Genomic DNA, 26,012 nt, shown 5'->3' with positions numbered 1-26,012 from the left:
TGATTCTCAGTAAGCCTGCGATAATTGAAAATGGGTTGCTTACAAATAATAATATAAAACGTTGAGTTAATCGTAATTTCATCATAAAACGATAATAATTCTTAATGATTTGCAACAACCTGCCGAATGAGCTAAAATTAGAATGATACTAAATAGAGAATGGTTTACCCCGTTCATCTTTATCATATTGGAGGTATTGGAATGGCAACTTTGGAAATCAAAGACCTTCACGTCGAAATTGAAGGTAAAGAAATATTGAAAGGCGTCAACCTAACAATCAATACAGGTGAGATCCATGCGATCATGGGACCTAACGGAACCGGTAAATCGACACTTGCTTCCGCAATCATGGGCCACCCGAAATACGAAGTCACTTCCGGATCTGTTACGCTTGACGGCGAAGATGTCCTTGAAATGGAAGTGGATGAGCGTGCACAAGCAGGTCTTTTCCTTGCGATGCAATACCCAAGCGAAATCACAGGCGTAACAAACGCGGACTTCATGCGCTCAGCAATTAATGCGCGCCGTGAAGAAGGCGATGAAATATCCCTTATGAAATTCATCCGTGAATTGGACAGCAAAATGGACCTCCTTGAAATGGATCAAGATATGGCAACACGTTACTTGAACGAAGGATTCTCGGGTGGAGAGAAAAAACGCAATGAAATCCTTCAACTGATGATGTTGAATCCGAAATTCGCTGTACTCGATGAAATTGACTCCGGACTTGACATCGATGCTTTGAAAATCGTTTCAAAAGGAATCAACGAAATGCGCGGAGAAGGATTCGGTTGCCTGATCATCACTCACTACCAACGCCTGCTCAACTACATTACACCTGACTTCGTGCACGTCATGATGCAAGGTAGAGTCGTGAAATCCGGCGGCGCCGAACTAGCGAAGAAGCTTGAAGAGGGCGGTTATGAGTGGATTAAAGAAGAATTAGGAATCGAAGACGAAACAGTTGGACAAGAAGCATAAGAAAGGGGACGATTCAAAATGACGGTTGAAACAAAAATGGCATTGACCGAACAGGACGTCCGCTCTTTTTCCGCAAACATGAATGAAGCCGATTGGATGGCAGAATTCCGCGCAGATGCGTTAGCGAAAGTGGAACAGCTTCCGATGCCGACACCAGATAAAACAAAAATCGACAAGTGGAACTTTGTTGATTTCCCTGCGCATTCAGTGGAAAGCACGACATTTGCTACACTTGCAGATTTGCCAGCAGAAGCGAAAGAGTTGGTCGAAGAAAATCAAAGCAACATCTATGTACAACGTAACAATACACCTGCATTCATTTCCCTTTCAGATGATTTGAAAGCGAAGGGTGTTATCCTAACAGATATTTTCACTGCTTCACGCGAACATGCCGACTTAATGAAAAAGTATTTCATGACGGATGGCGTGAAAGTGGATGAACATAAATTGACTGCATTGCATGCAGCGCTTATGAACGGCGGCGTTTTCGTCTATGTGCCGAAAGATGTTGTCATTGAAGAGCCGCTTCAAGTGCTGTTTTTACATGATGATGCACAAGCATCTCTCTTCAATCACGTGATAGTCGTAGCTGAAGCGAACAGCTCAGTGACATATGTGGAGAACTATTTGTCCACGGTCGAAGAGGCAGCAGGACAAGCGAATATTATCGCGGAAGTCTTTACGGGCGATAATGCGAAGGTCATCTACGGCGCAGTGGACGTCCTTGCAAAAGGATTCACGACATATGTCAACCGCCGCGGAATAGCCGGTTTGAACAGCCGTATCGAATGGGCATTAGGATTGATGAATGACAGCGATACGATTTCAGAAAACATCACGCACCTCGTCGGAAACGGTTCTTCAAGCGATTTGAAAACTGTCGTTGTTGGCCGTGGAAGCCAAAAGCAGAACTTCACTTCTGAAATTGTCCATTGGGGACTTGATACGGATGCATTCATTCTGAAGCATGGTGTTATGAAGGAATCTTCTTCTTCAATCTTCAACGGCATCGGCAGAATTGCAAAAGGTGCTACAAGATCGAACGCCGTTCAAGAATCACGTATTTTGATGCTGAGTGAAAAAGCTCGTGGAGATGCGAACCCAATCCTTTTGATCGATGAAGACGATGTTACTGCAGGTCACGCTGCATCCGTAGGCCGTGTTGATCCGCTTCAATTGTTCTACTTGATGAGCCGCGGCATTTCGAAACAGGAAGCAGAACGCCTTGTCATTCATGGTTTCCTTGCACCTGTCGTAAGCAAATTGCCGATCGAAGGCGTCAAGAAGCAATTGACGGAGGTAATTGAAAGGAAAGTGCGCTAATGCTCAGCAAAGAGATCCGCAAACATTTCCCGATACTTGACCAGGAAATCAACGGGCACCCGCTCGTTTATTTAGATAGCGCCGCGACTTCCCAAAAGCCGCGGCAAGTCATTGAGGCACTCAATGACTATTATTCGTATGATAACGCGAACGTCCACCGCGGAGTCCATACATTGGGCAATCGGGCTACCGATCATTACGAAGGGGCGCGTGAAAAAGTCCGTAAGTTCATCAATGCGAAATCGACGCAGGAAGTGATTTTCACTCGCGGAGCAACAACAGCCCTCAACATGGTCGCCCAAAGCTATGGACGTGCGAATGTCAGCGAAGGCGATGAAATCATCATCACCCATATGGAACACCATTCCAATATTATTCCGTGGCAGCAATTGGCGAAGGAAAAAGGCGCAGTCCTGAAGTATATCGTTCTAGAGGAAGACGGCACTCTCTCCCTTGATAAAGTGCGGGAAGCGGTCACTGATCGCACAAAGATCGTATCGATCATGTATGTATCCAATGTGCTCGGCACGATGAACCCGATCAAGGAAATTACAGAGATTGCGCATGCCCATGGAGCCGTCATGGTTGTCGATGGTGCGCAGGCTGCCCCTCACTTGAAATTGGATGTCCAGGAATTGAACTGCGATTTTCTCGCTTTTTCAGGCCATAAAATGTGCGGCCCTACGGGGATTGGTGTACTTTATGGAAAGAAAGAGTTATTGAACGAAATGGAGCCGGTTGAATTCGGTGGTGAAATGATCGACTTTGTCGGTCTGCACGAATCAACATGGAAAGAACTTCCATGGAAATTCGAAGGTGGTACGCCGATCATTGCAGGAGCGATCGGATTAGGCGCCGCCATCGACTTTTTGGAAGAAATCGGCTTAGATCAAATCGAACGGCATGAACATGAGCTTGCGGGTTATGCTATGGAGAAAATGTCAACGATGGACGGCCTGACGATTTATGGTCCACATGACCCGAAGAAACGTGCCGGCATCGTGACGTTCAATTTGGATAATGTCCATCCGCATGATCTTGCCACGGTACTAGATATGAACGGAATCGCAGTGCGGGCAGGTCATCATTGTGCGCAGCCGCTTATGAAATGGCTTGAATGTTCAGCGACAGCCCGTGCAAGCTTCTATGTGTATAACACAGAAGAAGATGTTGACCGTCTCGTAGAAGGACTCCGTATCGCAAAGGAGTATTTCCAATAATGCCTACAAACAATTTAGACCAGCTATATCGTTCAGTCATCATGGATCATTATAAAAATCCACGGAATAAAGGTGTACTGGAAGAGAACAATGTCACAATCGACATGAATAATCCGACGTGCGGAGATGTCATCCATTTGACTCTAAAAGTCGAAGATGGCATTGTACAGGATGCGAAGTTTGAAGGGGAAGGCTGTTCGATCTCCATGGCATCCGCTTCGATGATGACACAAATCATCAAAAACAAGGATGTGGATACTGCAGTTCAGTATGCTCATATATTTTCTGACATGATGCTCGGCAAGGAAATCGACGATTCTGTCGACCTTGGCGATATCGAAGCCCTTTCCGGAGTAGCAAAATTCCCTGCACGCATTAAATGCGCAACACTAGCATGGAAAGCAATGGAAAAAGGGGTCACTGAAGAGTCCGAACAATGATTCCGAAATCGATTGTCGGTTAATGCAAAGCGTTTGGGCGGGTAAGACAAATGTAAGAACGGAGGAATATTGATGGCTAAAAAAATGCCTGAAATTGGCGATTACAAATATGGTTTCGCAGATAAAGATGTATCTGTTTTCCGTTCGGAACGTGGTTTGACACGTGAAATTGTTGAAGAAATTTCGAGAATGAAAGAAGAGCCGCAATGGATGCTAGACTATCGTCTTAAATCCCTTGAAATCTTCTACAGCAAGCCGATGCCACAATGGGGCGGAGACTTGAATTCCCTTAACTTCGACGAAATCACATATTACGTAAAACCTTCCGAAGCGACAGAACGTTCTTGGGATGAAGTGCCAGAAGAAATCAAGCGCACATTCGATAAATTAGGAATTCCTGAAGCTGAGCAAAAATACCTTGCTGGAGTTTCTGCACAGTACGAATCCGAAGTTGTTTACCACAACATGAAAGAAGAACTTGAAGACATGGGGATCGTCTTCAAGGACACAGATTCAGCTTTGCGTGAAAACGAAGAGCTATTCAAAAAGTACTGGGGAACAGTCATTCCGAACACAGACAACAAGTTCGCAGCTCTGAACTCTGCTGTTTGGTCGGGCGGCTCGTTTATCTATGTACCACCCGGCATCAAAGTCGAAACGCCACTTCAAGCGTATTTCCGTATCAACTCGGAAAACATGGGTCAGTTCGAGCGTACATTGATCGTCGTTGACGAAGGCGCAAGCGTTCACTACGTAGAAGGATGTACAGCTCCTGTTTATACAACGAACTCACTTCATAGTGCGGTCGTCGAAATCATTATCAAAAAAGATGCATACTGCCGTTACACAACGATTCAAAACTGGGCGAACAACGTATATAACCTCGTTACGAAGCGTGCAGTATGTGAAGCGAACGCTACAATGGAATGGATTGACGGCAACATCGGTTCGAAGCTTACAATGAAATACCCTGCATGTATCCTCAAAGGTGAAGGTGCACGCGGTATGACATTGTCCATCGCTTTGGCTGGTAAAGGGCAGCACCAAGATGCTGGAGCGAAAATGATGCACTTGGCGCCGAATACGTCATCCACAATCGTTTCAAAATCGATTTCCCAACACGGTGGTAAAGTTACGTACCGCGGAATCGTCCACTTCGGACGCCGTGCAGATGGAGCGCGTGCTAACATCGAATGTGACACGCTCATCATGGATAAACTATCGACTTCCGATACGATTCCATACAACGAAATCCTGAACGACAACATTTCACTCGAGCACGAAGCGAAAGTTTCCAAAGTATCAGAAGAGCAGCTCTTCTACTTGATGAGCCGCGGAATTCCTGAGCTTGAAGCGACTGAAATGATCGTCATGGGCTTCATCGAGCCATTCACAAAAGAATTGCCGATGGAATACGCAGTAGAAATGAACCGCCTTATCAAATTCGAAATGGAAGGTTCAATCGGATAATTGTTTTAATCCTTGTCACATCAATATTTGTGGCAAGGTTTTTTTGTGGAAATGTATATTTACATTATTTTTACTTAAATATAAAACCGCAAAACTTTGGGCATATACGCCGGCTATTTTGTCTACTATGACTAGCTTTGAAATAGTATGTAAAATCTGACGAATTCTAGTCCATCAACAATAAATGTACTGCTTCCCTTAGTAAGGACTGCATGAAATGTAAAACAACTAACTTTGTGAGAATGATAAGGTTGCGTAAAGATTGTGTAAAAAGTGAGGTGATCAATAAATAGTAGAGTATACTCGGGAGGATAGAAGAGAAAGGGGATTGTTATGAAAAGAATTGCTGTAGACATGGATGAGGTACTTGCGGATTTTACGCAACAAGTTCTCGACGTATTAAATGAAAAAACAAATGAAAGCTATACACGTGCTGATTTGGACAAGTATTCGATTGAAGAATTATACCCGAATGAAATGGACTATCTAGTAGAACAAATTCACACGGATTATTTCTTCCGTACCATGCAAGTAATTGAAGGTAGTCAAGTAGTGTTAGAGCGACTCAGTAAACATTATGAAATCGTCATTGCGACAGCAGCGATGGAAGTGCCGAATTCATTCGCTGCCAAGTTTCATTGGTTACTTGAACATTTTCCATTCTTAGATCCGCATTTATTTATTTTCTGTGGCAATAAAAAAGTCGTACAAGCCGATTATTTAATCGATGACAATATCCAGCAATTGACTCATTTTGAAGGGCGGGGCGTAATGTTTACAGCACCGCAAAATGTCGATTCTGATTATGATGTCCGTGTGAATAACTGGCAAGAAGTTGAGACGTATTTTATGGAAGAGTTCAGTGTAATAGCGTAAATAACCTAACAACAGAGCTGCGGTTCTGTTGTTAGGTTATTTTTTTAAAAAAATGGTGGATTCCTTTCAAAAGTGATTAAAAGGTGGTTTTTCTTCATGAGATTTTTACAAATACACCGTAAAGGATTAACATTCAGGTCTTACAGTAGAGATGAAAGGAGGGAGGCGTATTTCAACATTGATTGAGAGGTTAGAAAATCCGGATGTGAAATGGAGTAGGTCGCAAAAGAATATCGCGACATTTATCTTGCAGCATTTACAAGAATGTAGTTTTTTGACTGCACAACAAATCGCTAATCGAACAAAAGTCAGTGAGACGACAGTTCATCGTTTTGCAAAGCAACTTGGATTTGACAGTTTTTTATCAATGAAACAAGAGCTACAATTTTTAAACCAGCACAATCGAAAAGTGATTACTAAACTGATGAAGATGACTGAAGTGCCTGCGGAATCCTGGTTGTTTAAACATTTTATGACAGAAGTTGATAATGTGATGACGACTGGACAGCAGATGAAAGAAGATGATGTTCAACAAGCAGCTAGTGATTTATTGGGAGCGAGTCATATCTATGTCGCTGGTTGGCGAATGGGGCAAGCTGTAACGAGTTATATGAGTTATCTTTTACACTATACACTTGGCCGAACGACTTTCATTCCAATTGGAGATATACCTGAATATGTAGATGTCTTTCAAGCGAAGGACGTTTTATTCGTCAGTTTTTATCCGAGATATTGTCCGCACACTTTATATGTCATAAGGGAAGCGAAACAGAAAGGTATGACAGTCATCGTTTTGACGGACCAGCTCGCGTCTCCTGCAGCACCGTACGCTGATGTTCAGTTTACGTCACGTCAGGAGTCAACATATTTTTTAGATTCTTATACGGGGGCACTTTCGATTTGCCACGCAATCATGCATGCGATTGCGCAACAAGACTCCTCTCGATTAGTCAAAAAGATTGAATCGATGGAGCACCAATTTCAAAGGTATTACGAGGTAGATGGAGGAATATCATGAAAGTCACGATCATCGGCAGATGGGGAGCATATCCAGCAAAAGGAGAAGCAACCGCCTGCTATTTAGTAGAGTGTGACGATTTGAAGATTGTGGTAGATGTGGGAAGTGGGAGCCTGGCTCAACTTGGAACATTGATAGATCTAGCAACGATTGATGTGGTATTTGTCAGTCATATCCACGCGGATCATATTGCGGATTTGATGACGCTACAATACGCTGCACTTGTGGATACCCAACTAAAACGAAGAAAGAAGAAACTACAAGTGTTTCTCTATGACCCTGAGGAGAGTATTTCATTTGAATTTCCCGACATGATTGAAAGTCATTTATTACAACCCTCATCAAAAATTACGATGAAGGAATTAACATGTACATTTTTTGAAACGAATCATAACGTGCCTACACTCGCCATGCGATTACAATGGAAGGATCAAGTGTTAGTTTATACAGCAGATACCGCTTATTGTGAAAAATTAGCGCAATTTGCGAGAGGAGCCGACATTTATCTGACTGAGTGTAGTTTTTATGCAGCTCAGCAATCGATTGCATCTACTCATTGTACGTCATTCGATGTGGCAAAAATGATGAATATTGCCAAAGCGAAGCAAACGATTCTTACGCATTTGCCGCATTATGGTGAACAAGAGCTATTAGTAGAAGAAGTGAAGCAACTTACAAATTACGCAGTACAATTAGCAAAACCATTTATGACAATGACGATCAAAGGAGAAGTGAATCATCATGCGCTTTAATCAATCATTAGTATTTATTATCCTTTCAGCTTTACTGATTCTTACAGCTTGTGGGTCAAAAGAAGAGGGAGAGAAAGAAACAAGTGAAAAAGGTAAAGTACAAACCTCTTCGCAAGGAGAACGACAAGTGTTGCGTATTTCAATGGCTACTGAAGTAGATAATTTGGATCCTTATCAATCAGCAGCAACTGATACGGGTTCGATGATGGACAATGTGTTTGATGGATTATTTGATACAAATGAAGCGGGAGAATTAGAGCCGCGATTAGCGACAGACGTTGCGGTCTCTGAAGATGGACTTACGTATACATTCACGTTAAGAGAAGGCGTCACATTCCATAACGGTGCAAAATTTACTGCGAAAGACGTCGTGTATTCTTATGATCGTTTAGCTGGTTTAACTTCAGGTGAACCTCTTTCGTCTAAGTTTTCAGTCATATCTTCAATAGAAGCGAAGTCAGATACAGAAGTGGCAGTCGTGTTAAAAGAAGTGGATTCATCATTTTTAGCACGTAATATCGTAGCGATTTTACCAGAAGGTTATGAAGAACAATCGACGAAACCGGTTGGTGCTGGTCCATTTTCGTTCAAACAGTATGATGCAGGTCAACAATTGGTATTAGAGAAAAACGAAAACTATTATTTAACGGACCGGGTGCCTACTGTTGACGAAGTACAATTTAAAATTATGCCAGATTCAGAAGCTGCATTGCTTGCATTACAAGCGGGAGATATCGATGTGATTCCAGGTATTTCCGAGTTAGGTATTCAACAATTAGGTAATGCGATTGAGGTCGTTTCAGGCCCGCAAAACATGGTGCAACTAATGGCGATGAATAATTCAATTGAGCCTTTTACAAACGTGAAAGTCCGCCAAGCCATCAATCATGCAATTAATAAAGATGTCATCATTCAAACGGTAGCTGAAGGTAAAGGGACGAAATTAGGTTCAAACTTTAGTCCAGCAATGGATTTCTTTTTCCAAGAAGGATTAGATGACCATTATCCATATGATATTGAACAAGCGAAAAAGCTTCTTGAAGAAGCAGGTTATCCAGAAGGCTTTTCTTTTACGTTAACCGTTCCATCTGAATATCAATTCCATGTAGATACAGCTCAAATGTTGGCAAGCCAGTTAGCAGAAGTCGGAATTACTGTAACGATTGAGTCAATTGAATTTAGTACATGGTTAGAACGCGTGTATACGAATGCGCAATACGAAGCGACTGTCATTAGCTTTACAGGAAAATTAGATCCGTTTGAAGTAGTCGGTCGATTCGTAAGTGATTACGCGAAAAATTTCGTTAAATTCAATGATCCTGCATTAGATCAAGCGATTCAATCAGCTCTTGCAACGACTGATGAGGACGAGCGTGCGGAGTTTTATAAAAAGGCACAAACGATTTTGACAGAACAAGCCGCAAGTGTTTTCATCATGGATCCGGATCGTTCAATCGGTATGCGTAAAGGAATTTCTGGTTTTAAAATGTATCCGATTCAAAAATTCAATCTTGAAGATGTGACAATTTCAGATAAGAAGTAAGGAGTTTAGCCATTGAAACGACTAACTTATAAATTGTTATCATCTATTCTTACTTTGTTTATCGTCACTTTGTTGATTTTCTTCATGTTTCAAGTGTTACCAGGAAATCCGGCACAAATCATTTTAGGGATTGATGCTGATGAAGCGCAAATCAAGCAACTTGAACAAAAACTAGGACTAGATGAACCGCTCACGACTCGTTATATGCAGTGGGTACAAGGAATTTTTACAGGCGATTTAGGAGAGTCGTTGAAGTACCAAATGCCAGTGATTGATGTGTTAAAGCAAAGAGTGCCTGTCACTCTAGCTTTAGCACTGTCATCACTTGTTTTAACGGCTCTACTCGCTATACCACTTGGAATATTTATCGCAATGAAACAAGACAAATGGTACGCCTTTGTATTAAATCTCTTCACGCAACTAGGCATTGCAATTCCATCATTTTGGTTTGGTTTTTTGCTCATTTATTTATTTGGTGTGAAACTAGGGTGGTTCCCTACATTTGGCTACACTGCATGGAGTGAAAATCCGATGCAAGCAATCCGATCGTTTATTTTACCGAGTGTTGCGATTGCTGTATCAAATATTGCTGTCGTTGTCCGTTATTTAAGAAATACCATTCTCGATCAGACGACGATGGATTACGTTCGAACAGCGAAAAGTAAAGGGGTTAAAGATCATCAAGTAATGTCTCGTCACATTGTAAGAAATGCATTCATTCCTGTGTTAACGATTATGGGAATGATTGTTGCGGACACCATTGCGGGAAGTATTATTATCGAAAATGTATTTGCATTACCAGGTTTAGGGAGTTTGTTAATTCAGTCGATTACGAGTCGAGATTTTCCGTTAATTCAAGCACTCGTTTCGTATATTGCGATATTTGTAATTGTCATTAATATTGTTATCGATTTGCTTTACCGCATCATCGATCCAAGAATAAAGAAGAAAGGTTGAATGCGTGTGAAGAAAAATCTTTCACTACACATCGGTTATGTGCTTGTGGGATCACTCACCTTACTCATGTTGGTCAGTTTGATTTATACGCCGTATGATCCGAATCAAATGTTTCCTGATGAACGGCTTCAAGGACCGAGCATGGAACATTGGATGGGCACGGATAACTTCGGGAGAGATATTCTGAGTCGTGTCATGGAAGGAGCGCAGACAGCGTTTTTAATTGGAGCATTGTCGGTAGCGATCGGCTTATCGTTTGGGTTGTTACTCGGATCGATGAGCGGATATTTTGGTGGATGGATCGATGAGCTCATTATGCGATTGATTGACGCGATGATGGCGTTACCTGGTATTTTATTTGCAATTGTACTTGTAGCAGTCTTTAACCCCAGCTTAACGATTACGATTATTGCGATTGGTATTATGAGTGTTCCTTCATTTACCCGAATCATTCGTTCATGTTTCGTGCAAGCGAAGGAATTCGACTATGTGAAAGCGAGTAAAGCGAAAGGAGCAACACATGTACGTCTCATGTATCACCATATTTTGCCGAATAGTTTATCGCCAATTATTGTGGCGATTACATTAAGTTTTTCGAGTTCAGTTTTAGCGGAATCCGGCTTAAGTTATCTTGGGTTAGGTGTACAACCCCCATTCGCGAGTTGGGGCAGGATGTTAAAAGAAGCTCAACCATTTATTGCAGCTACACCAAGTTATATCGTCATTGTTGGTGTAGTTATTACATGTATGGTACTCGGGTTTAATTTATTGAGCGATGGAATTCGTGATGCAAATGCCAGAAAATGAAAGGAGTTTATCGATGACCCAACCGTTATTTGAAATGATCGATGTAGATGTAGCTTTTCACTTGAAAGACGGCACATATAAAGCGTTAGATGGAATTTCATTTGAAATCCAACAGAATGAAATCGTTGGAATTGTAGGCGAGTCTGGTTGTGGAAAGAGTTTAACATCATTGACGATGATGAATTTACTCCATCGGAGCTCAGAACGAACTGCAGGTAAAATGCGATTGAATGGTAAAGTGTTAAACGAGCAAACAGATTGGCATCAAATCCGTGGAAATGAAATGGCGATGATTTTTCAAGAACCGATGACCGCCCTCAATCCTCTGATGACTATTGGTAAACAAATGACTGAAAGCTTAAAGCAACATACGAATCTTTCAAAAAATGAACGAAAAGAGAAGGCATATGAAGTGATGCGTGAAGTCGGATTATCTCGGGTGGAGACGTTGTATCGTTCCTACCCACACGAACTATCTGGAGGCATGCGCCAACGAGTAGTCATTGCGATGGCTTTAATCAATGAACCCGATTTAATCATTGCGGATGAACCTACAACTGCTCTTGATGTAACGATTCAAGCACAAATTTTACATGTATTTAAATCCGTGATGAAAAAACGCCAGTCTTCACTTGTATTTATTTCTCATGATCTTGGTGTCATTAAAGAAATTTGTGATCGTGTCATCGTTATGTATGCAGGAAGAATTATTGAAACAGGTGCAGTAGAAGATGTCTTCAGTCATCCGAAGCATCCTTATACAAAAGGATTACTACGAGCGATTCCGACGTACAGTAAGAGAGGGTATCCTTTATATACAATTCCTGGAACAGTTCCACCCTTGCAAGAAAGAAAGAATGGCTGTCTATTTGTTGATCGATGTGCAGAGCGTATGCCTCAATGTATCGTCGATCGACCGTTCATTACTGGAGAACTAGGCCATTATGCTAGTTGTCATCTCATATATGAGGAGGATGGTGTTGATGCCGATGATTCAGCTCGAAAATGTCTGCAAAACATTTGATGTCCCTCAGCAGTCCTTTTTTGAGAAAAAGAAAGTTGTACACGCAGTAAATGGTATTCACTTAGAGTTGTTTGAAGGCGAATCCTTTGGTGTAGTCGGGGAGTCGGGTTGTGGGAAATCAACGACAGGCCAACTAATCGTACGTTTACTAAAACCAACTTCTGGATCTATTAACTATAAAGGAAGAGATATAGCGACCATGAATCGTAAGGAAATGAAGCAGTGGCGCAAGGAAGTGCAAATCGTCTTCCAAGACCCATACTCATCTCTGAACCCTCGTAAAACAGTATTTTCAATTGTAGAAGAACCTTTACGTATTCATCGTCTAGGAAATACAGAACAACGCCGTGAGAAAGTGAGCCGCGTGTTACAGGATGTAGGCATTGACGATAGCTTTTTTCAACGTTACCCCCATCAGCTATCCGGTGGACAAAGACAGAGGATAGCAATCGCGAGTGCACTTGTCTTGGACCCGTCATTTATTGTCATCGACGAAGGCGTGTCTGCACTGGATGTCTCCGTTCAAGCACAAATATTAAACGTTCTGAAAAAAATTCAAAAGCAATACCGATTGACCTACTTATTTATTTCTCATGATTTGAATGTCATCCAGTACTTTTGTGATCGCATTGCTGTGATGTATTTAGGAGAAATTGTAGAAATCATAGAGCGCCAAAACGTTGGTAAAACACCGGTTCATCCTTATGCGAAAGCATTGTTCTCTGCTATTCCACAAGTTGATCAAAAAGGAACATTAACATTGCTAAAAGGTGAAATCCCAAGTCCTATCGATTTGCCAATAGGCTGTAAATTTAGTACACGTTGCCCCTACGTGCAGGAAACTTGTTTACACGAATTGCCTACCCTTGACCAATTAGCCAACGGGAATGCTGTTCGTTGTCATTTTGCTTCCTCGATTCAGAAAGGAGACATACAATGAGAATAGGTGTGATCTCAGATTTACATATTGACAACCGTAAAAATCCGGAGCGGTTATACGCTAGCTATTTAGAGCATCTGTCTAAACTAGCAGAGCAACATCTGCTAGATTGTTTAGCAATCGCCGGTGATATTAGTAATGATAGTCAGCTCACTTTACAATTCATCACCGATTTAGAGGATCATCTGCCCTGCCCAGTTCGTTTTGTTGCAGGAAATCATGATCTATGGACAATCTCTGAAGAAGAGAAAAACACACAACAAATTGCTGGCCAACTTCAGGCAGATCTACATTCCTTACAAAATAGACCATATATATTAAATGACGAATGGGCAATGATCGGTCATAGCGGATGGTACGATTATTCTTTTGGCCATCACTTCACTACTCACGAACAATTTAAACAAAAACAGTACAATGGTAGGACATGGAAAGATCATCTTTATATTGACTGGAAAATGACAGATGATGAAGTAGTAGAACAGAGTTTGATTCAACTACAATCTGATCTTGAACGCATTGGGAATCGTCAGGTGATTTTATGTCTCCACATGGTTGCAACAGATGCCTTTATCGTGCCTACACCCCACCCGGTGTTTGACTATTTTAATGCTTTTTTAGGAAGTAAACGTTATGCAGAATGGATTGAATCACATCCTTCGATTCGCTATATTATTAATGGCCATGTACATTATAGAAAAAAGTTCGCGAAAAATGGACAAACCTACATCTGTGCTTGTTTAGGAAATGAATCAGAATGGCAGACGTCTAGTTTAGAAAAGGAATTACAATCCGCTTTTCAAGTTATAGATTTAGGAAACGGGCGATTGTTGTAGACAAGGACGAGGTGTAATCTAAGAATTTATAGTGATATGATTCCCTCTAAGGATTTGAATAGCATTTGTTTAATTCTGAATTCCACTGATTATCCTTGAAATTCGTCGTTAAACAAGTTCGAGCGGAAGCTTCAAACGGTTAGTATGTTTCTTTTTCAGAAATCGCGTCCAAAACAGCTAGCTCCGAATCCAGTATGCATTGCAAATGCTTTTTAATTTCTTCACTGTAAAAACTTTATAATATCTTCCATATAAAAGACTACTTTCCTAATTCATATGTTTTGACTAGTTGAAGTTTAAGTGATATAATTATCTTGAATTAAAGATGCTTTAATTTAATTCTTCTATTTCCATTTTAGAATCCTCGCAGTAGATTTTCATCAAAAAATAGGAGGTATGAAGTATGAAAGCAGCAGTATGGTATGGCGTGAATGATATCCGTGTAGAAGAACGAGAACTGAAGCCGTTGCAAGACAATGAGGTGACAGTGCGCGTAGCGTGGGCAGGTATTTGTGGTTCGGATTTACATGAATATCAAGAGGGACCAGTATTTATTCCGGTTAATGAACCTCATCAGTTAACTGGACAACAAGCACCACTCACAATGGGTCATGAATTTGCGGGTGTTGTTGAAAAAGTAGGGAAAGATGTAACATCAATCAAGGTTGGCGATCGTGTTGCAATAAACCCTATGTATACATTCGGCAATAAGCATGAAGATGTGGATGCTTATGATGGCTTCCAATTCATCGGTTTAGGGTCGGACGGCGGTTTTGCTACATTTGTAAACGCAGGTGAAAATTTTATATATAAATTGCCGGAAGGTATGACATTACAGGATGGTTCATTAGTTGAACCTACTGCGGTTGCCGTACAGGCAATTAAAGAAGGAAATATGCAGTTTGGTGATACAGTAGCAGTATTTGGTGCTGGCCCGATTGGATTGCTGACGATAATTGCTGCTAAAGCAGCGGGCGCAAGCAAAATCTTTGCCTTTGATTTGTCGGATGAACGCTTAGAGAAAGCAAAAGAACTTGGTGCTACACATGTATTCAATTCGGGACAAGTTGATCCTGTACAAGCCATTAAAGACGTGGTTCCTGATGGCGTGGATGTGTCTTTTGAAGTTGCCGGCGTTGCACCAACATTCAAACAAGCAATCGACGCAACACGTGCTCGCGGTACGATGGTTATCGTATCGATCTTTGCTCGTCCAATAGAATGGAATCCAATGCAATTGACGAATACTGGCGTTAAAGTAACTTCGTCCATCGCCTATACACCAACTACCTTCCAACAAACAGTTGATTTAATCGGCACGGGTCAGTTGAAACCACAAGGTATTATCACTTCTCAAATTGAGTTGGATGATATTGTGGATAAAGGCTTTGAAGCTTTGACGAATGATAAAACACAATCAAAGATTTTAGTGAAATTAAGCGGAGAAATGTAATACTCTCCATTTGCGGGGCAGCCAAATTTTGGCTGCCTCTTTCGTTTGTCTGGAGTGGGGTATCTCACGCTCAGTGTGCTGTGAATGAGTCCCTCCCTCGTAAACCCGTCCTCCGCGCTCATAAATGAGTTCCCCCGCTTATAAACCGTCCCCCGCACCCATAGTGCAAAATGGCGGAATTACCCTGCAAACATATGATATGATGACAATATTCATCTTCGAACGGAAAAGAGGGATACTATGATTCAGGTCGGATTGACAGGGTGGGGCGACCATCCGGATGTCTATTCCCCAACCTCTAAGAAAAATGAAAAATTGATCGATTACAGTGCTCACTTTCCTATCGTCGAGCTTGATGCATCCTTTTACGCCATTCAGCCTGAGCGCAACATCCGTAAATGGATTGCCGAAACGCCCGATGATTTTCAATTCATCGTCAAAGCGTATCAAGGAATGACGGGACATCAGCGAGGCAAGTTGCCGTACGATACTCCTGAAGAAATGTTTGAGCAGTTCAAGCTGTCCATCGATCCGATGAGGGACGCCGGGAAACTTGCTATGATTCTAGTTCAATTTCCGCCATGGTTTGATTGCAAAAGGGAAAACGTGGACCAGATCAGATACATTCGAAGCCAGCTCGAAGGATATGACGTCGCAATCGAGTTCCGCCATCAATCCTGGTACACTCCATCCATACAGGAAAAGACACTTTCATTTCTGAAAGACTTGGACTTCATTCACACCGTTTGTGATGAGCCGCAAGCTGGCGATGGCAGTGTTCCGCTCGTTGCCGTATCAACACGTAATGATAAAGTGTTCGTCCGTCTGCACGGCAGGAATGTGAATGGCTGGCGTAATACGACAGGAGACAATGAAGCGTGGCGTAAAGTTCGATATCTCTATAATTATTCAGACGAAGAACTAGAGGAAATCCGTGAAACTGTCCTAAAATTGGAGAGGGAAACGGATAACGTATTTGTCATTTTTAATAATAATTCTGGTGGCCATGCAGCTGAGAACGCAAAACGCTTTCAAAAAATGATGGGCATTGACTTCCAGGCACTTGCACCTAAGCAGCTTGACTTTTTTGAGGAGGAATAAGTATGGCGTTTCTGTTGTTGGCAATTATCGGTGCGGTATCCGGCGTGATGGGGTCGATCGTCGGACTCGGAGGCGGAACGATTCTCGTGCCGCTGACATTATTGGTCGGCATCAATTTCGGTTGGATCCCAGGGATCACCCCGCAAAGTGTAGTCGGTATTTCAGTCATTATGATGGTTTTCAATGGCCTTTCTTCCACCATTTCACATATGAAAGTGAAAACGGTCGACTACCGGACAGGGTGGATCTTTTTTGTAGGTTCTATACCAGGAATGATTATTGGGGCGTTTGTGAATAAAGGAATGGATTTGCCATCATTTAATTTATACTTCGGCATCTTGCTTATTGTCCTTTCCATTCTTTTGCTTGCACGCAAATATTTGAAACCGATTCAATGGTTTGTCCAACACGGCAAACAGAGGACATTTACCGATACGCATGGAGAAACCCATGTGTATGGGTATCCGATCTGGTTTGCGCTCATACTGACTTTCCTCATTGGCTTTGCTTCCGGCCTATTCGGCATCGGAGGGGGGACGATGATTGTACCCGCGCTAATCCTCTTGTTCCTGTTCCCGCCGCATATTGCAGTCGGCACATCGATGTTCATCGTCTTCCTATCAGCGATCGTGAACTCGATCAGCCATATCTCCTTAGGCCATGTGCCTTGGCTATATGCGCTCCCTGTAATTCCAGGCGCCTATATCGGCGGTATGGTCGGAACGATGCTCAATAAAAAGATGAATTCGGAAACATTGGTGCTCGTGTTGCGAATCATGCTGTTATTATTTGGGGTGAGGTCAATCATTGAGGGGATTTGGGGATAACGATGAAACGAAATTTAGAAAAAATCCATTTCTACCATACGAATGATATCCATAGCCATTTCGATAGCTGGCCGAAGATCAGCAGGTATTTTCACACACAGAGGCAGCTGCACAATTCAGCACAAGAAGCGTGCTTCATTTTCGATATCGGAGACCATGTCGACAGGTATCATCCTTTTACGGAAGGCACATCCGGCAAAGGAAATGTCGCATTGCTGAACAGTGCAGGGTATGACGCAGTGACAATCGGCAATAATGAAGGAATCACAATGTCCAAAAAAGCATTGGATACTCTTTACGTAGGTGCTGATTTCGACGTCGTCCTATGCAATTTAACGGATACGGATGGTTCATTCCCCAAATGGCTGGAGCCTTACAAGATTTACGAAACTACTGACGGGCTCACTATCGGAGTCATAGGTGCAACCGCGATGTATACGGATTTTTATGCGAAATTAGGGTGGCGCATCGAAGAGCCAAGGCAAGCATTGAAAAAAGTGGCTGAACAAATCCGGCATAAAACGGATATCATTATCTGCCTATCGCATTTGGGCGTGAATGAAGACAGGCTTCTTGCCGAAGAATGCGAACTGATCGATGTCATTTTAGGCGCGCATACCCATCATTTATTCCCAGAAGGTGAAATGGTGAATGATACGTTACTGGCCGCCACAGGAAAGTTCGGGGAATATGTCGGGCATATTGAAATCCGAATCGATGCAGACGACTGGAAGATCTTCGAAAAAAAAGCGGAAGTTGTCCATGTGAGCGAGCTGAAAAGTAAGGAAGAGGACATACAGGAAGTGAATGATCTGATCCAAGCAGGGAATGAAGCATTGGAGGAAAACGTTTTTTATATGAAGAGTCCTTTAAAGCAACATCTCTTCGATGAAAGCCCGATGTCTTCGTTTTTTGGAAGAGCATTGATCGATTACACGGGTGCGGATTGTGCCATGTTTAATGCAGGAATCTTCCTTGGGAGCCTCGAAAAAGGATGGGTGACGAAACGGATGGTGCATGCTTTACTGCCACACCCGATCAATCCTTGTACGGTCACATTGGATGGTACGGAGCTATTGGAAGTTCATAGGCTCTCCGGCAATGAGTCATGGCCGGAAATGGAAATCAAAGGGCTCGGCTTTCGCGGCACATTCATGGGAAAAATGATTTTTGAAAGGCTATTCACGAAAAGTGATGGGGAACTATACGCCGGCAATCGAAAAGTGATTGCCGGGGAATCCTATACGCTAGCAACACTTGACATGTTCACGTTCGGCTTCTTTTTCCCATCCTTAAAATATGCGTTGAAAGAATATCATATGCCTGAATTGATTCGGGATGTCTTCAGTTGGTATGGCATGAAAAGAGACAGCTGCATCCCGCCGGATATGAGGAATGCGCGATACAAACAAGAATGAACGACCCCGGACCTGCATAATATTAGGCAGGAGGGGTCGTTTTGAGATTTTATGGGCAGCCGTCTCGAAATTATACAAAAAAGAATCGTTATCGTCGTTCCAGTCATATTGGAAGACCTCGCCGGAAGCGTCGTTTGTTGCCGCTCATCTTTCCAGCGTTCCTTGTGACGATCGTTATTTTTCTTTATTTCATTAACTCAAAGCTCACTCCGGTTTATCTCTCCTACGCGGAAGTTGAAACGGAGAGGATTGCAGCGCATGTCATCACACAAGCGATTAAGTCACGATCCACAGACATATATGATGTCAGTGAAATCATTGGAAATGTTCCAAATGATTCACCTGGAATGGTGACAAATACATTGGATGCCGAAATCATCAATAAAACACGAGCGGAAATTCATAGTCTCATAGAGGCCTATCTCAAAATGGCTGAAAGCGGAAATTTGGAAATGCTGCCGCTCAGCGAAAACGTCGAATACGATCCCGAAGCGATGGAAGAAGACGGAGGCGTCGTCTTCTTCGTACCGATGGGGCAAGCGACAGGCCTTCCGTTGATCGGAAACTTCGGACCGAAAATCCCGATACGGTTCCACGTAATCGGGGAGGCGCAGACGACGGTCGAGACGGACGTCACCGAGTTTGGCATTAATAACGCAATGATTGAAGTGAATATATTGGTGACGGTGAATGTCCAGATCATCGTTCCGCTAGCGACGAGTAGAAGTGTAGTAGAACAGCGGATTCCTGTTGCCATCGGTTTGATTCAGAGCCCGATTCCTCAAATCTATAATGGGGGCGGAAATAACCCTCCACAAATTGAAGTTCCATTCACGCCTGGCAGCCAACAATAATAGCCCTTGAAAAATAGCGAAATTGTGTTATGCTAGGATAACAAAAGGAACACCGATTAGGTAGAGGCTGCAAGGCTTATGAGTAATGGACGCGAGATTGGCATCGATGACCGCCCGTGAAAGGAAGTTTTGCCGAAGCATGTAATGGGTTGCCGATCCATCCATGCTGGGGTCATTCCGAATAGGAATGGCACTGTCATGCGAATACCGCATGATGAGCTACAGATCGTACGTTAGATAAAACATCTTAGATTATCTTACAAACGAACCGTAGAATAAGCCGACACCTACTACACATTCTAGTGTAAAGGGTGTCGGTTTTTTATCATCTAGCTCCGAGTGGCAACTGCTCGGGTCATAAGTCAGCTCTGCTGCACGGCAAAGAGCGCCGTTTCGCAGATCCGCCTTATGCCTGTCGCAGTTAACCGCCACTCTGCGCTTTAGAATTTGGAGGAATGTTTTTTATGATAGGCACTTGGGTTTCAATCTTGCCACCAATCGTAGCAATTGTTATGGTGCTGGCAACAAAAAGGGTATTATTATCACTTGGCTCGGGAATTGTGACTGCAGCATTATTGGTCGCCAGCTTTTCACCGGTCGATACGTTGAAAAATCTTTGGACAGGTATGCTTATCTCTTTCTGGTCCGAAGGGGAATTGAACACTTATAATATTTTCATCATGATATTCATTTTATTACTAGGGGTCATAACGGCGTTTGTCAGTTTGTCCGGCGGAAGCAGGGCTTTTGCGGAATGGGCGGTCAAGCGTATTAAAACGAGACGCGGGGCGAAGTTGCTGACAGTGTTGATTGGTATCCTTATATTTGTCGATGATTATTTCAATTCATTGGCTGTTGGGCAAATTGCACGGCCGATTACGGATCAACACCGCATTTCAAGGGCGAAATTGGCATATTTCATCGATTCCACATCTGCTCCGATCTGTGTAATTTCGCCAATTTCCAGCTGGGGGGCATTTCTCATCGGCCAATTGGCTCTCATTTTCGGCACATCTGCCGCGATAAGCTATTCGCCGCTATCCGCCTTCTTGATGATGGCACCGATGAACTTTTACGTTATCGCGACGCTGGCAATGGTGTTTTTCTTTGCTTGGACGAATATCGATTACTTTGAAATGAAAAGGCATGAGACGCGTGCTCAGGAAAAAGGAGAGCTTTTCGATCCGGAAAAAGAGATTCCTGGTCAATTAAAAGAAGACTTTCCTGTCCATTCCCATGGGCGTGTCGTTGACTTGATTGCTCCGATTGTTACGCTTGTTATTGTGACATTAGGAATGATGGTCTGGACTGGCTATCGCATTGGCGGTTCGCCGAGCATCTGGACGATTTTCGAAAACACGGATGTTCCGATGTCATTGGTCGTAGGCGGCCTAGCGGGTACACTATTGGCAGCCATCCTTTATATTTCCCAAATGGGGAAAAACGAGACCGCATCCTATAGCCTTGTAGGCAAGGCATTCACAAGCGGAATCAGCGCGATGATGCCGGCGATTCTTATCTTGGTATTTGCATGGGCTTTGACGCATTTGATCGACGTATTGGAAACAGGACCTTTCTTATCGAGTGTCGTAGAACAATCAAATGTACCTGTCAATTTCTTGCCTGTCATCATGTTTGTCCTTGCAGGATTAATGGCGTTTTCGACAGGTACGTCTTGGGGATCATTCGGCATCCTTCTTCCGATTGCAGGAACGATCATGATCAATGCGGAGCCTGAGCTGCTTCTTCCTGCGCTATCTGCCGTATTAGCGGGGGCTGTATTTGGCGATCACTGTTCACCGATTTCCGATACGACGATCCTCTCATCGACAGGGGCGGGCTCCAATCATATGGATCATGTATCGACACAACTTCCTTATGCATTGATGTCTGCAGGTATCGCTGCAGTTGGCTATATTGTCCTAGGACTTACAGGGTCGGTATGGATTGGACTCGCAGCGGTCATCATTCTTATCGCCTGCTTGTTCACTATATGGACTTCAAAACGGAATAAAGCAGAAGTGAAAGCGACTTCCTTCTAATGAATCAAAACTGTTACATCTGCCGGGCACCCGGCGGATGTGGCGGTTTTTTTATCATCTAGACTCCGGGCGTCCTTCACTTTTGTTCTTGAACTAAGGCATAATAGGGGCTCCCTAATCATAAATTTCCATTACCGGCACACTTCCCGATTCCCGTGATGAAGTGAAAAAGTCATAAGCTGAAGTGGGTATTTTTTCAATAAAAAATATTTTGACAATAGATACTAAGACGGATATACTTATTTTAAGATTATATAATAATCTGAAAATAGCAAACGTTTAACAGGATAAAAGGAAAGGGGATTTGTAATGGAACAGCGTTCGCAATGGGGGACACGCGCCGGCTTTATTTTAGCGGCTGTCGGATCGGCTGTCGGTCTAGGAAACATCTGGCGTTTTCCGTACGTCGCGTATGAAAACGGCGGAGGGGCATTTTTCATTCCGTATTTATTTGCACTTCTGACCGCAGGGATTCCGATTCTCATCATGGAGTTCACAATAGGTCATAAGTATCGTGGCTCCGCACCTCTATCATTCTTTCGGATGAAAGGAAAAGGGGCTGAATGGTTGGGTTGGTGGGGCATTTTCGTGTCATTCGTCATCTCAACGTATTATGCAGTCATCATCGCTTGGGCGATGAAGTACACGATCTATTCACTCACTACAGCATGGGGTGACGATACAGGAGGATTCCTGTTCGGAAGCGTTCTGAACTTGGCGGATAATCCCGGAGAGGTTGGCGGGCTTGTGCCAGGCGTGCTTATCCCGCTCATCTTAGTTTGGGCAATCGCTTTCATCATTTTATTGGCAGGCGTCAAACGGGGAATCGAATTAGCGAACAGGATTTTCATTCCAACGCTTGTCGTCGTGTTCCTTCTTGTCGTCATCCGGGCAATCACTCTTGACGGAGCGGCACTTGGACTTGAGGCGTTCTTCAAGCCGGATTTGAGCAAGCTGGCAAACTCGCAAGTATGGGTAGCGGCATATGGACATATTTTCTTTAGTTTATCGATAGCCTTTGCTATCATGATCACATACTCAAGTTATTTGCCGAAGAAATCGGACATTACAAATAACGCATTCATCACTGGATTTGCGAACTCAGGATTTGAATTGCTTGCAGGAATCGGGGTTTTCGCCGCCCTAGGCTTTATGGCGACTCAAGCGGGCGAGCCAGTTTCAGAAGTTGCCTCCGCAGGTGTTGGTCTTGCATTCGTCGTATTCCCGAAAATCATCAATGAAATGCCGGGGATGAATGGTCTGTTCGGGGCACTGTTCTTCCTGTCGCTCGTCTTGGCAGGTCTCACCTCGCTTATCTCGATCTGTGAGACGTATATCGCAGGTCTGTCGGACAAATTTAATATCTCGCGCACGAAGTCTGTAATCTTCGGAGCTGGATTGGCAGCGATTGTTTCATTGCTGTTCGCTACACGAGGCGGTTTGTACTTCCTCGACGCAGCAGACTATTTCATTAACCAGTTCGGCGTCGCTGCGATCGGCCTAGTGGAAGTTATCCTGATTGCATGGGTCTTCAGAAAGCTTGGTGTTTTCCAAAATCACGCGAACGAAATATCGGATATACGTGTCGGCATGTGGTGGAAGATTTGTTTGAGTGTCATTACACCAATCGTCCTTGGCTATATGATGTTCGATCTGTTGCGCATCAACATTATGAAATTGCATACAGACGCGGATGGAAACGTAATTGGAAACTACGAAGGATATCCGGATGCCTTCATCATGTCGAGCGGCTGGATGGTCGCATTATTCGCCATCGTCATGGCAATCATCTTTACGGCACTGAAATGGAACAGGAAAGCAATGGACTCAACAGATTTTGATAATCGATAAGGAGGATTCGCTATGAGCGGTGGAGCTGTTTTTATGATGATTCTCGGAATCCTCGTCATTTGGGGAGGACTTGCGGGAAGTATATTTTGGGCAGTATCTAAATCGAAAAGCAGAGCCTGACTCTGTCTGAAGTGAATGAACTTATAAGGAAAGCGCCTATAACACGGCGCTTTTTTTCTTTTATACTAGGTCTTTTCTCTGCTATGAATAGTTGTTGGATGTCAGAATATATGATACATTGACAGAAGTGATGTACTGCAAAACAAGCATATAGGAATGGAGTCGGTTATCGTGTCATGTAGACCAGAAATAGGGAAAAAGACAGAACATGTTCGAAAGCCCGATTGGCTTAAAATAAAATTGAACACGAACGAAAACTATACGGACCTAAAAAAATTGATGCGCGAAAAAAACTTACATACCGTCTGTGAAGAAGCTCGCTGTCCGAACATCCATGAATGCTGGGGGGAACGCCGAACGGCAACATTCATGATCCTCGGAGCTGTTTGTACGCGTGCTTGCCGTTTTTGTGCAGTGAAAACCGGATTGCCGAACGAGCTCGACTTAGCTGAGCCGGAACGCGTCGCGGATTCAGTTTCCCTCATGAACTTGAAACATGTCGTTGTTACAGCAGTTGCAAGAGATGACTTGAAAGACGGAGGATCAGCCGTATTTGCTGAAACGATCCGCGCCATCCGCCGTAAAAACCCGTTTACGACGATCGAAGTGCTGCCATCCGACATGGGAGGGGTTTATGATAACCTCGAGCGCTTGATGGATGCAAAACCGGACATTTTGAATCATAATATAGAAACGGTGCGTAGATTGACGCCGCGGGTTCGTGCACGTGCGACATACGACCGTTCCTTGGAGCTTCTTCTTCGTGCTAAGGAAATGTATCCGGAAATCCCGACGAAATCCTCCTTAATGCTTGGACTTGGTGAGACAATGGAGGAAATCATCGAAACGATGGATGATTTACGAGCCCATAAAGTCGATATCATGACAATCGGCCAATATTTGCAGCCAACGAAAAAACATTTGAAAGTTCAAAAGTATTACACGCCCCAAGAATTTGGAGAGCTCCGTAAAATAGCAATGTCAAAAGGGTTTTCCCATTGCGAAGCGGGTCCATTGGTACGTTCAAGCTATCATGCCGACGAACAAGTCAATGCCGCTGCAAAAGAAAAACAGCGGATCGGGGACGCACTGTTAGAAACAGCAGTGCAAAGCTGAAAATGGAAGTGATAAGTTTGGTAACGATGAATAATTTTGAATACGAAATCATGACAGATTACCGGAATGGTTTCAATCAGGAAGCATTGGACGCAAGATTCAGTGACGTGCTTTCCAAATATGACTATATTTTAGGTGACTGGGGATACGGCCAGCTACGGCTGAAAGGTTTTTATGAAGATCGTAATTCCAAGGCGACCTATGAAACAAAAATCAGCACATTGCAGGATTATCTTTATGAATACTGCAATTTCGGGTGTGCCTATTTTGTCCTACGTAAAGTCGGCAGGGCGAAGGCGCAGCCAGTCGAAGGTGTTGAACAGGAATAGAAAAGATGAACCGCCTCGTACACGGGATGCTGTTGTGCAGGGCGGTTCATTCATGTGCTCATTATGATATGATAGATATGAGTTTAGACAACCGGGAGGGAACGATTTTGTACTTTATCGATCGTCAAAAAATCAATGAAACACTTGCTTATATGGAAAGTCTTCTTGCTTTGTTTGAAGGGCATCAAAAATGGAATGAAAGTAAAGTTCACGCTTTAGCGCTCGAAAGGATTGCTCATACGATTGTCGAGTCAATCATCGATGTCGGTAATTCGATGATCGACGGTTTCATTATGCGTGATCCAGGAAGCTATGACGATATTATTGACATTATGGAAGATGAGAAAGTGATTTCCCCGGAAATGGCTGATCCTTTGAAAAAAGTGATCGGGCTTCGTAAAATGATCGTCCGTGAATTTGTTGACGTGGACAATGAAGAAATCGAAGCGGTTTTGAATGAATCAAAAAAGGAAATTAAGCAATTCCCGGTAAAAGTACGCCATTACCTGGAGAATGAACTCGGTCCTGTTTCCGCCTTCAGTCCACTGGAGCAATAATGATGGACAACTATAAAGCGGTCTGCTTTGACTTGGACGGGACTGTCTATCGGGGAAATGAAGTGATTCCGGAAGCTGCCCTCTTAATAGAAGGACTTCAGCGTCGAGGCATCGCCCCTTATTATGTAACGAATAATTCTTCGCTTACGGCAGGACA

25 protein-coding genes, 1 pseudogene and 1 riboswitch are annotated in these 26,012 nt (G+C 43.2%); all 26 genes and pseudogenes read left to right on the top strand.

Annotation, left to right across the window (positions count from 1 at the left end; all coding sequences use genetic code 11):
- Positions 1-201 precede the first annotated feature (201 nt).
- Positions 202-981, top strand: a complete 780-nt coding sequence (gene sufC / locus AWV70_RS05560; RefSeq protein WP_060205034.1) for a Fe-S cluster assembly ATPase SufC — start codon at positions 202-204, stop codon at positions 979-981.
- An 18-nt stretch (positions 982-999) separates the two neighbouring features.
- Positions 1,000-2,304: a Fe-S cluster assembly protein SufD gene (gene sufD, locus AWV70_RS05555; protein ID WP_060205032.1), complete on the top strand. Its 1,305-nt coding sequence runs from the start codon at positions 1,000-1,002 to the stop codon at positions 2,302-2,304.
- Positions 2,304-3,524 carry a cysteine desulfurase gene (locus AWV70_RS05550; protein WP_060205030.1) on the top strand — a complete coding sequence of 407 codons (1,221 nt, stop codon included), beginning with the start codon at positions 2,304-2,306 and terminating at the stop codon, positions 3,522-3,524. Before sufD ends, AWV70_RS05550 begins: the two co-directional genes overlap by 1 nt.
- A complete protein-coding gene (gene sufU, locus AWV70_RS05545; RefSeq protein ID WP_060205029.1) occupies positions 3,524-3,964 on the top strand; it encodes a Fe-S cluster assembly sulfur transfer protein SufU in 441 nt (146 codons plus the stop codon). The genes AWV70_RS05550 and sufU overlap by 1 nt, the downstream gene beginning before the upstream one ends.
- A 72-nt stretch (positions 3,965-4,036) precedes the next feature.
- On the top strand, positions 4,037-5,434 hold the full coding sequence (gene sufB / locus AWV70_RS05540) for a Fe-S cluster assembly protein SufB (RefSeq protein WP_060205027.1): 1,398 nt from the start codon (positions 4,037-4,039) through the stop codon (positions 5,432-5,434).
- Positions 5,435-5,767: 333 nt separating this feature from the next.
- Positions 5,768-6,310, top strand: a complete 543-nt coding sequence (locus AWV70_RS05535; protein WP_060205026.1) for a 5' nucleotidase, NT5C type — start codon at positions 5,768-5,770, stop codon at positions 6,308-6,310.
- Positions 6,311-6,488: 178 nt separating this feature from the next.
- Entirely contained in the window at positions 6,489-7,328 is an 840-nt protein-coding gene (locus AWV70_RS05530) for a MurR/RpiR family transcriptional regulator (protein ID WP_060205024.1), read from the top strand.
- The gene (locus AWV70_RS05525; protein WP_060205022.1) at positions 7,325-8,080 is read left to right on the top strand and encodes an MBL fold metallo-hydrolase; all 756 of its coding nucleotides are present in this window, start codon (positions 7,325-7,327) and stop codon (positions 8,078-8,080) included. Before AWV70_RS05530 ends, AWV70_RS05525 begins: the two co-directional genes overlap by 4 nt.
- Positions 8,070-9,623 (top strand): ABC transporter substrate-binding protein, encoded by a 1,554-nt coding sequence (locus AWV70_RS05520; RefSeq protein ID WP_060205020.1) that lies wholly within the window; start codon positions 8,070-8,072, stop codon positions 9,621-9,623. The genes AWV70_RS05525 and AWV70_RS05520 overlap by 11 nt, the downstream gene beginning before the upstream one ends.
- A 12-nt stretch (positions 9,624-9,635) precedes the next feature.
- Positions 9,636-10,580, top strand: coding sequence for an ABC transporter permease (locus AWV70_RS05515; protein ID WP_060205018.1), 945 nt, complete (start codon positions 9,636-9,638; stop codon positions 10,578-10,580).
- Positions 10,581-11,387 carry an ABC transporter permease gene (locus tag AWV70_RS05510; RefSeq protein ID WP_060205016.1) on the top strand — a complete coding sequence of 269 codons (807 nt, stop codon included), beginning with the start codon at positions 10,581-10,583 and terminating at the stop codon, positions 11,385-11,387. It abuts the gene before it with no gap.
- Between the two features lie 13 nt (positions 11,388-11,400).
- Positions 11,401-12,411, top strand: a complete 1,011-nt coding sequence (locus tag AWV70_RS05505) for an ABC transporter ATP-binding protein (protein ID WP_082713481.1) — start codon at positions 11,401-11,403, stop codon at positions 12,409-12,411.
- Positions 12,371-13,351, top strand: a complete 981-nt coding sequence (locus AWV70_RS05500) for an ABC transporter ATP-binding protein (RefSeq protein ID WP_082713480.1) — start codon at positions 12,371-12,373, stop codon at positions 13,349-13,351. Before AWV70_RS05505 ends, AWV70_RS05500 begins: the two co-directional genes overlap by 41 nt.
- Complete coding sequence (locus tag AWV70_RS05495) at positions 13,348-14,187, top strand: metallophosphoesterase (protein WP_060205012.1); 840 nt, start codon at positions 13,348-13,350, stop codon at positions 14,185-14,187. The genes AWV70_RS05500 and AWV70_RS05495 overlap by 4 nt, the downstream gene beginning before the upstream one ends.
- Positions 14,188-14,590: 403 nt before the next feature.
- Complete coding sequence (locus tag AWV70_RS05490; RefSeq protein WP_060205010.1) at positions 14,591-15,640, top strand: 2,3-butanediol dehydrogenase; 1,050 nt, start codon at positions 14,591-14,593, stop codon at positions 15,638-15,640.
- Between the two features lie 240 nt (positions 15,641-15,880).
- Complete coding sequence (locus AWV70_RS05485) at positions 15,881-16,741, top strand: DUF72 domain-containing protein (protein ID WP_060205007.1); 861 nt, start codon at positions 15,881-15,883, stop codon at positions 16,739-16,741.
- A gap of 2 nt (positions 16,742-16,743) precedes the next feature.
- Positions 16,744-17,568, top strand: coding sequence for a sulfite exporter TauE/SafE family protein (locus AWV70_RS05480; RefSeq protein WP_060205005.1), 825 nt, complete (start codon positions 16,744-16,746; stop codon positions 17,566-17,568).
- A gap of 2 nt (positions 17,569-17,570) precedes the next feature.
- Positions 17,571-18,986: a bifunctional metallophosphatase/5'-nucleotidase gene (locus AWV70_RS05475; RefSeq protein ID WP_060205004.1), complete on the top strand. Its 1,416-nt coding sequence runs from the start codon at positions 17,571-17,573 to the stop codon at positions 18,984-18,986.
- A gap of 41 nt (positions 18,987-19,027) precedes the next feature.
- Positions 19,028-19,840, top strand: a complete 813-nt coding sequence (yunB, locus tag AWV70_RS05470; RefSeq protein ID WP_235588553.1) for a sporulation protein YunB — start codon at positions 19,028-19,030, stop codon at positions 19,838-19,840.
- Between the two features lie 53 nt (positions 19,841-19,893).
- A riboswitch (Lysine riboswitch) is annotated at positions 19,894-20,070 on the top strand.
- 234 nt (positions 20,071-20,304) lie between these two features.
- On the top strand, positions 20,305-21,882 hold the full coding sequence (locus tag AWV70_RS05465; RefSeq protein ID WP_060205002.1) for a Na+/H+ antiporter NhaC family protein: 1,578 nt from the start codon (positions 20,305-20,307) through the stop codon (positions 21,880-21,882).
- A gap of 309 nt (positions 21,883-22,191) precedes the next feature.
- The gene (locus AWV70_RS05460) at positions 22,192-23,733 is read left to right on the top strand and encodes a sodium-dependent transporter (protein WP_060205000.1); all 1,542 of its coding nucleotides are present in this window, start codon (positions 22,192-22,194) and stop codon (positions 23,731-23,733) included.
- Positions 23,734-23,745: 12 nt separating this feature from the next.
- Positions 23,746-23,853, top strand: a complete 108-nt coding sequence (locus tag AWV70_RS23360; RefSeq protein WP_153009906.1) for a methionine/alanine import family NSS transporter small subunit — start codon at positions 23,746-23,748, stop codon at positions 23,851-23,853.
- A gap of 156 nt (positions 23,854-24,009) precedes the next feature.
- A complete protein-coding gene (lipA, locus tag AWV70_RS05455; RefSeq protein ID WP_414714819.1) occupies positions 24,010-24,969 on the top strand; it encodes a lipoyl synthase in 960 nt (319 codons plus the stop codon).
- Positions 24,970-24,986: 17 nt separating this feature from the next.
- Entirely contained in the window at positions 24,987-25,298 is a 312-nt protein-coding gene (locus tag AWV70_RS05450; protein ID WP_082713479.1) for a YutD family protein, read from the top strand.
- A gap of 107 nt (positions 25,299-25,405) precedes the next feature.
- Positions 25,406-25,855 (top strand): DUF86 domain-containing protein, encoded by a 450-nt coding sequence (locus AWV70_RS05445; protein ID WP_060204996.1) that lies wholly within the window; start codon positions 25,406-25,408, stop codon positions 25,853-25,855.
- A pseudogene (locus tag AWV70_RS05440) lies at positions 25,855-26,012 on the top strand (TIGR01457 family HAD-type hydrolase); the annotation flags it as partial. The gene AWV70_RS05445 and the pseudogene AWV70_RS05440, both read left to right, overlap by 1 nt.

Origin of the sequence: Sporosarcina koreensis (assembly GCF_001531445.1) — a bacterium.
Lineage (GTDB): Bacteria > Bacillota > Bacilli > Bacillales_A > Planococcaceae > Sporosarcina > Sporosarcina koreensis_C.
The sequence above is the reverse complement of the archived record's forward strand: the minus strand, read 5'-3'. Positions and strand labels throughout refer to the sequence as shown.

Excerpts from the sequence above, each read along its gene's own strand:
- sufC (WP_060205034.1), top strand. The coding sequence starts at position 202 with ATGGCAACTTTGGAAATCAAAGACCTTCACGTCGAAATTGAAGGTAAA.
- sufD (WP_060205032.1), top strand. The coding sequence starts at position 1,000 with ATGACGGTTGAAACAAAAATGGCATTGACCGAACAGGACGTCCGCTCT.
- AWV70_RS05550 (WP_060205030.1), top strand. The coding sequence starts at position 2,304 with ATGCTCAGCAAAGAGATCCGCAAACATTTCCCGATACTTGACCAGGAA.
- sufU (WP_060205029.1), top strand. The coding sequence starts at position 3,524 with ATGCCTACAAACAATTTAGACCAGCTATATCGTTCAGTCATCATGGAT.
- sufB (WP_060205027.1), top strand. The coding sequence starts at position 4,037 with ATGGCTAAAAAAATGCCTGAAATTGGCGATTACAAATATGGTTTCGCA.
- AWV70_RS05535 (WP_060205026.1), top strand. The coding sequence starts at position 5,768 with ATGAAAAGAATTGCTGTAGACATGGATGAGGTACTTGCGGATTTTACG.
- AWV70_RS05525 (WP_060205022.1), top strand. The coding sequence starts at position 7,325 with ATGAAAGTCACGATCATCGGCAGATGGGGAGCATATCCAGCAAAAGGA.
- AWV70_RS05520 (WP_060205020.1), top strand. The coding sequence starts at position 8,070 with ATGCGCTTTAATCAATCATTAGTATTTATTATCCTTTCAGCTTTACTG.
- AWV70_RS05510 (WP_060205016.1), top strand. The coding sequence starts at position 10,581 with ATGCGTGTGAAGAAAAATCTTTCACTACACATCGGTTATGTGCTTGTG.
- AWV70_RS05505 (WP_082713481.1), top strand. The coding sequence starts at position 11,401 with ATGACCCAACCGTTATTTGAAATGATCGATGTAGATGTAGCTTTTCAC.
- AWV70_RS05500 (WP_082713480.1), top strand. The coding sequence starts at position 12,371 with ATGCCGATGATTCAGCTCGAAAATGTCTGCAAAACATTTGATGTCCCT.
- AWV70_RS05495 (WP_060205012.1), top strand. The coding sequence starts at position 13,348 with ATGAGAATAGGTGTGATCTCAGATTTACATATTGACAACCGTAAAAAT.
- AWV70_RS05490 (WP_060205010.1), top strand. The coding sequence starts at position 14,591 with ATGAAAGCAGCAGTATGGTATGGCGTGAATGATATCCGTGTAGAAGAA.
- AWV70_RS05485 (WP_060205007.1), top strand. The coding sequence starts at position 15,881 with ATGATTCAGGTCGGATTGACAGGGTGGGGCGACCATCCGGATGTCTAT.
- AWV70_RS05480 (WP_060205005.1), top strand. The coding sequence starts at position 16,744 with ATGGCGTTTCTGTTGTTGGCAATTATCGGTGCGGTATCCGGCGTGATG.
- AWV70_RS05475 (WP_060205004.1), top strand. The coding sequence starts at position 17,571 with ATGAAACGAAATTTAGAAAAAATCCATTTCTACCATACGAATGATATC.
- AWV70_RS05465 (WP_060205002.1), top strand. The coding sequence starts at position 20,305 with ATGATAGGCACTTGGGTTTCAATCTTGCCACCAATCGTAGCAATTGTT.
- AWV70_RS05460 (WP_060205000.1), top strand. The coding sequence starts at position 22,192 with ATGGAACAGCGTTCGCAATGGGGGACACGCGCCGGCTTTATTTTAGCG.
- AWV70_RS23360 (WP_153009906.1), top strand. The coding sequence starts at position 23,746 with ATGAGCGGTGGAGCTGTTTTTATGATGATTCTCGGAATCCTCGTCATT.
- lipA (WP_414714819.1), top strand. The coding sequence starts at position 24,010 with ATGGAGTCGGTTATCGTGTCATGTAGACCAGAAATAGGGAAAAAGACA.